The following is a 6,493-nucleotide window of genomic DNA, read 5'->3' on the forward strand; positions in this document are numbered from 1 at the left end:
TTATGATCCCGGTACGGCCACAATGAACGTTTGATAATGGGTGGGAGAGTAGTATATAGACCCGTCCGATCCGGTAACAATCCTTTCGCCGCCCGGGTTTGGGTTACTTCGAGACTGAACCGCCCCCCACTCTCGGTAGTGGATTCTATTGCCCGAACTGTCAACGGCCGGAAGAATGTATCCGCCATTCTTTCCAGAGTTCTCGAATGCCTCCGGCACGGAAGGCCCTCTGAACTGACTGCCAGCACCCTGCGCCTCAACACCATACCGTTGTATATCACGAATAACAGCCTGAGACTCCGCAGGAATAGATTTTGGGACCCATCCACTCAGTCTGGCAGTGTTTCCCAGCGTGGCACCCGCCGGGAGCTTACCGCCCGCTGCACCGAGTACCGCAGCAAGGGCCACCGCTTGAGTGTCCTCGCAATTGTCCGTGCACTGACCTGCGATGCCGGCCAGCGCACCGACGGCGAGGAAGCAACCGGCGCCGGCCGTTCCCGCGCAGAGCACGGCGCCGACGGTCGCGACGACGGTGGAGACCACGACTCCGTCGAGGGCCTCCCAGTAGTCCTTCCACCCTGGTGAGCCATACATGGCATTGCGGAGGCGAACCATGATGGCGTTGTATGCGTGCGAGCCGGGAATGTTCCAGGTGTCGGGGTTCTGGTCGATGACCATCTTGATGTAGCTGTTGAGTTGCCGTGCCTTTTCCGCGGGAATGGTCGGCACGTTGGCCGTGGGGTTCTGCCCGCTTCCGTTGCCGCCGGTGGCCTGCCCAGGGCTGGTGTTCTGGCCGCCACCACCGCCATTCATCTCACAGCGGCGCTGTGCGGATCCGGTGTAGTTGTAGCACTCGTCGCGCGGCGGAGTCGCGCTTCCGCTGTCACCGCCGCATGTGTAGGCGCCCTCGCAGGGGATCAGCCCACTCGGGTCGCTCATCGTGACCGGGGTGCTGTTGCTGTAGGTGTACCCGTTCCAGGACTGCGGGTCTGCCTGGTTGAAGATCGGGTCGACGGAGACGAACCGGCCGGTGACGGGGTCGTACTCGCGGGCGCCGAGGTGGGTCAGCCCGGTGTTGTCGATGGTGCCGCCGACGAAGCCCTTGTCGTTGGCCCAGGTGGGGCTTGCGCCTCGGGAGTTGCCGTACGGGTTCTGCCGACGCACCGTGGCGGTCTGTGCGGCGGTGGCACTGATCGACACGTTCGCCGTGCCCTGGTGGTCGGAGGCCAACCACGTCAGGCCGGCGGCGGTGCGCGAGGCGACGAGGGATCCGCTGTACGTGTAGTAGCGGGTGCAGGTGGTCGCCCCCGTGGTGTTGCTGTAGCGCAGTTCCTGCCCGGGTAGGTACAGCGTCTTGCCGGTCGGATCGCGGCGGACCAACCGGTTGCCGTCCGCGTCGTAGATGTACGTGGTGGTGCCGGTCGAGTCGGTGCTGGTTTCCAGCTTTCCCTCGGGATCCCAGGTGAGCACCTGAGATCCGGTGCCGCTGGGGCAGGTGTTCGTGGTCGTCCCCGCCGGCCGGCAGATCGTGTTGCCGGATTCGTCGTACCGGTAGTTCTGGGTCAACGAACCGGTCGTGGTCTGCGAGAGTGTGTGTGGCTGCGCTGCCTGAGCGGCCGGATAGTCGTACGTCGTGGTGGTGTTGCCGACACTTGTGTGCACGACCTGGCTTGTGCGGTTGCCCGCCTTGTCGAACGACCAGGAGTGCCAGTACGGTGCCGGGCCGCCGAGAGCGGTGGCCGAGGGCGCGGCAGCGCAGTCGCCGCCGCTCGGGGTCCAGGCCTCGGTGAGCCTGCGCAGGTAGTCGTACGTGAAGCATTGGGTGTCGTCGACCGGGTCCGGCGCGGCGTCCACCGCCTTGGTGATGTTGCCGGCGTGGTCGTAGGTGTAGCGGACGTCGGACAAGGTGTGGGGGGCGACCGTGTCGCGGTCGACCCGGACGCCGGTGAGTCGGCCGGTCTCCAGTTCCCGGGTGAACCGCTGCCACACCCGACCACCCGCTGTGTCATCCGTGTCGAGGGTCAGTTGGTCGAGTTGACCGAGGGCGTTGTAGGTCGTGCCCACCACGTACGACATGTTCGTCGAGCCGTACAGCGAGCTCATCGTGAGCGCTTGCCCGAGCGCGTCGTAGGTGTAGGACAGCGTCTCGGCCGGCAGGTCACCGCCGGTGGACGGCAGCGAGGTCGTGGCCAGGCTGCCATCGACGTTGTACGTGTTGCTGTAGTTGTAGGTACCGGCCAGGTTGGTCTCCGCACCGGGAATGATCACCTGTGTCCCGGTCGGCTGGTACTGGTCCGTGTAGCCGGTGATTTTCGTCTGGTAGGATGCCCCGCCGACAAATCGGGTCGACTGCGACAGGCGGCCCTTCGCGATCGTGTCGTAGATCCATTGGGCGCGCATGGTGCCGCCCACAACGTTGTCGTACGTCCCCCGCTTGCGGCCCAGCGGGTCGTACAGGTATGCCAGCTTCTTACCCCGCGCGTCGGTGGACGTGGTGACTCGATCGCCGGCGTCGTAGGTGAGGGTGGTGACGCCGGTGTCCGGATCGGTGGTCTTGATCCGGCGCCCCTGCAGGTCGTACTCGTAGCGCCACTGGTTGCCCATGGCGTCGGTGACCCGGTCGAGTTGCGCCTTGCGGTTGTAGGCGTAGGAGGTGGTGTCCCAGGAGCCCGCCGTGCCCGGTGTCGGGGTGGTGCCGTGGTACTGGCGTACCGCGATGGTCCGGTCTCGGGCATCGGTGAGGGTGGAGGTCGCGGTGCCCCCGGCAGGTGGGGTCGTGTCGGTGCGGTCACCGGCGTAGTAGAAGGACGTCCGCCAGCGTTCCACGTCGTAGGGCTGGAAGATGGCGGCGGTCGGACGTCCGGCGCCGTCGAAGACGGTCCGGCTCTGGGTCGGTACGAGGGCCCGTTCGGTGGCGGTCACGAGTGTCGTGCCGGGCACCCCGGTCGCGTGGTAGCTGCCGAACACCGTGGCTTGGCGGCCGGCGGTGTCGTAGAAGGTGTCGGTGAGCAGGCGGCCGCCCGAGGGTGAGGGCGACTGGGTCTGCCGGACTCTGAGCAGCCCGTCGTAGAGGGCGTAGATGGTGTTGTACGCACCGGCGGCGTTCAGCCGAGACGAGGAGACCACAGTGGCGGCGTTGTTGCGGATCAGGTAGCTGAAGGTGGCGCTGGCCGACTGGGTCGCCTTGTCCCGGCCCGGCAGCCACACCGCGGTCAGCCGGCCGAGACCGTCGTAGCTGAGGTCGGTCCGCTTGTTGTTGGGGTCGACGATCGACGAGTTGCTGCCCCACGCCGGGTTCACCGTGGTCGTGGCGACATGCAGCAGCGGGTTGGTGACCGTGGTGGCGGTCACCGGTCCACCGGTCGCGGGGGTGTACGCGGTGGTGGTCTTGGCGCCCAGCGCATCCCACGACCCGGTGACCCGCCCGTTCGCGTCGTACTGACCCTGCGACACCGTGGCGAAGGTGGGCGTGCCCGCGCTCCAGGCCGTCATCTTCTCGGTCTTTGTCGCCAGCCCTCGGGTGGGCGCGGTCCCGAAGGCCTGGCCGTCGAAGCTGGTCCGCTCGTCCGACACCACGTCCGCCTCGGTCAAGGTGCCCGTCGTGGCGGAACACTGCACGGCGTACGTCTGGGTGCGGTGTGTCTTGTCCATCAGCCACAGCGTCGTGTTGCGCGGGGTGTAGGAAATCTTCTGGCACTGCTCGTCGCCGTTGACCCCGTCCTGACCGAAGTCGTCGATCTGGACGGGCATGCCGAGCGAGTCGTACGTGGTGGTGGTCCTGGTGACTCGCTCGCCGCGGCCCGCGTCCAGGGTGGTGTAGGCGCGTGTGGTGGCGACCCGGGCGAACCGGGCGGTCACGGTGTCACCGTTGATGGTGCGGGTCGCGGTCGCGGCGGAGCCCCATGGGTCACTGGTCTCGCGGCTCACCACCGCCCCGCCTGGCCCGTTGAAGGTCTTGACCTCGCGGGTCATGCCGGCGAACCAGTCCGCGTCGGTGATCCCGTCGACGGTGACCGACCTGGTGCCGCCCGACGGCGCGGCCCGGTCGCCGTGCATGCCCCGGAAGTAGCGGGTCTCGGTGTAGGTCCGCTCCCCCGCATCGCCCGTGGTCACGGCGACCCGGCCGTAGCCCCGGAAGCTCGACCAGGTCTTGTATTCCTTCTCGATCAGGCCGTCGTCGTCGCTGTAGTGCCAGGCCGCGCCGTCGAGGTAGCTGTAGTTGTGGACCACCCGGGGGCTGCCCTGTGGTGGGGCACCGCCGGTGTTGTCCTGCTCGTAGATGGTGGTGACCACGTACTTGTGAAACCAGTCGGTGACCGGACTGGAGTAGCCCTCCGGGGTCCACACCGACGGGTAGCAGCGTTTCGTGTTCGTGTGGGGCGTGGGTGTCTGGCCGGCGACACAATCCCGCTCGGAGTAGGTGATGTTGATGGTGCCGCCGGTCTCCGTCTGGATCCTGGCGATCCGCCACCAGTTCATCGCCGCCGCGAAGTCGATCGTGTCCACCCGGTTGGGCAGCTGAACCCCGGTGAACTCGATGTCCGGCACGGTCGTGGTGGTGCCGACCAGCCCGGCGTGCGAGATCTTCGACAGCCACAGGCCGGCCCGGGTGCCGTCACCCGGGTCAGGAAAGGTGTGGGTCAGGGTCCAGCGCTCGACATCGGAATAGGAGCTGCCGGAGCGGATCTGCGTGGTCACCGTCGCCAGTCGCTTGGTGGTCCAGAAGGTGGGCGCGAACACGGTGCCGCAGTTGGACCCGGTGCACTGCTGGTCCCACGGCGTGTCCGGCCAACGCACCGCGTTGTGCGTGGTGCAGTCGGACAGGCAGCGGTCCGCCACCCCGAAGACCACCTGGGATGGCGCCGGGGAGTTCAGCACCGACTCCACTCCGCCGTTGCGTCGTGTGCCGTATGCGATGCGGGTCAGATAGCCGGCCCGGTCGTACGACGTGGCGTCACTGGCAGTGAGGTTGCGGCCGTACTTGTTGGTTTCCTTCGCGTACCAGTAGGAGACCGAGTTGCCGTGCACATCCACCACGTAATCGAGGTTCCAGCGCCAGGCCTGGGCACAGTCGGAGTCGGTGAACGCGCTGGCATGGCAGGGCTCGCCCGGCTCGTTGCCGAACACCGGCGCGGTGAGCGTGGAGTTCGTGACCGGGTCGCCGGTGGCCCATCCGGGCAGCCGGTGGAGGCCGAACCAGTACTGGGTGCCGTCCGTGGTGGTCACCACCCAGTACTCGCCGTTGTTGTCACCGTTGCTGGCACCCGTCTTGCGTTCGATCCGGGAGCCGTCGTCCGAACGCAGGTGCCAGCGCCCCTCGGTGGCGTTGTACAGCAACTCGCCCGAGTGCCCGGCGAGGGAGAGCGTGGCGTTGTCGGTCTCCCAACACAGGTCGCTGGTCTTCTTGGTGTTGTTGGCCGAGCCGCCCATGTCCTGACCACAGCTGACGTACCGGCGCTCGATGAACCCGCCCGGGTTCGCCTCGAAGCCTTCACCCACCCACGACGGTTGGTTGTTGCTCGCTGCCTGCCGACCGTCGACCGACTGCGACGAGTACGACAGGGCCAGGCTCGGCGCGGGTCCGCCGAGCGACGGCGGCACCCGCATCGGGTACGACCAGTTGAACGAGCCGGAGTTTCCGCCGGCGGTCCAGGTCGACGAGGGCTGCAGCGAGGTGGCCTTGTAGTCGCCGGCCGCGCTGGAGTCACCTGCCGTCACCGCCACCAGGCTGTTGACCCCGGAGATCGGCACGTCGGCCGAGACGGTGCGCGTCTTGAGGTCATTTGTCGACCGCAGGGGCGTGCCGGCGCAGGCCGGGGCGTCGGGCTCGGTGAGCGCGCAGGTGGGCAGCGACACCAGGCGCAACCGACCGGCCCAGTCCGCGCCGTAGGCGGTGGCGAACTGCCCGTAGTCCACACTCAGCCGCGCGCTGCTCGCGCTCGCGGAACCGTCACTGCGGCCCACCCGGAGCAGGACACCGCGGATGCGGCCCCGTTCGGTCGCGGTTCGGTCCAGCACCTCCACCCGGACCCGGGCGGGGGCGGTGGCCGGGGCGAGCGTCCGCCCTGCCGAGGAGACAGCACCGGCGACCGGCGCGGCGACCCGGACCGGAAGCGCACCTGCCTTGGCCGGTCGCGAGGCCGCACCGGCGGCGATGTTCACCTCGACGGCGCCGGCCGTCGGCCAGGTCGGCGCGGGTTGGCGGGCCGCCTCGGGCATCACGGATGGCGCCTTTTCGGTGCCCGCAACCACGGGGGACACCGGCACCGTCGGGATCTTCTGCGCTGCCGGGGGCTGGTACGACGCCTTCCCCGAGGCGGGTGTCGGCACGCCCAGCAGGCCGGTGGCCATGACTACCGCGGTGACTGCGGCCACCCCTAGGCGAAATCGACTGCCACTCTTACGTGGCAGGTTGGGCGATCGGACTGCGTCCATACTGGCTCTTCGAAGTTAAGCGGGGTTGAGGTGTCCGCGGTGGCGTCGGGTGGTGGCG

1 protein-coding gene is annotated in these 6,493 nt (G+C 67.9%); it reads right to left on the reverse strand.

Features of this window, described 5'->3' with window-relative positions; translation table 11 throughout:
• Nucleotides 1-6,351 (reverse strand): RHS repeat-associated core domain-containing protein, encoded by a 6,351-nt coding sequence (locus C1A38_RS22550; protein ID WP_233196957.1) that lies wholly within the window; start codon nt 6,349-6,351, stop codon nt 1-3.
• Nucleotides 6,352-6,493 lie beyond the last annotated feature (142 nt).

Origin of the sequence: Verrucosispora sp. ts21 (genome assembly GCF_002879555.1) — a bacterium.
Classification (GTDB): Bacteria; Actinomycetota; Actinomycetes; order Mycobacteriales; family Micromonosporaceae; genus Micromonospora; species Micromonospora gifhornensis.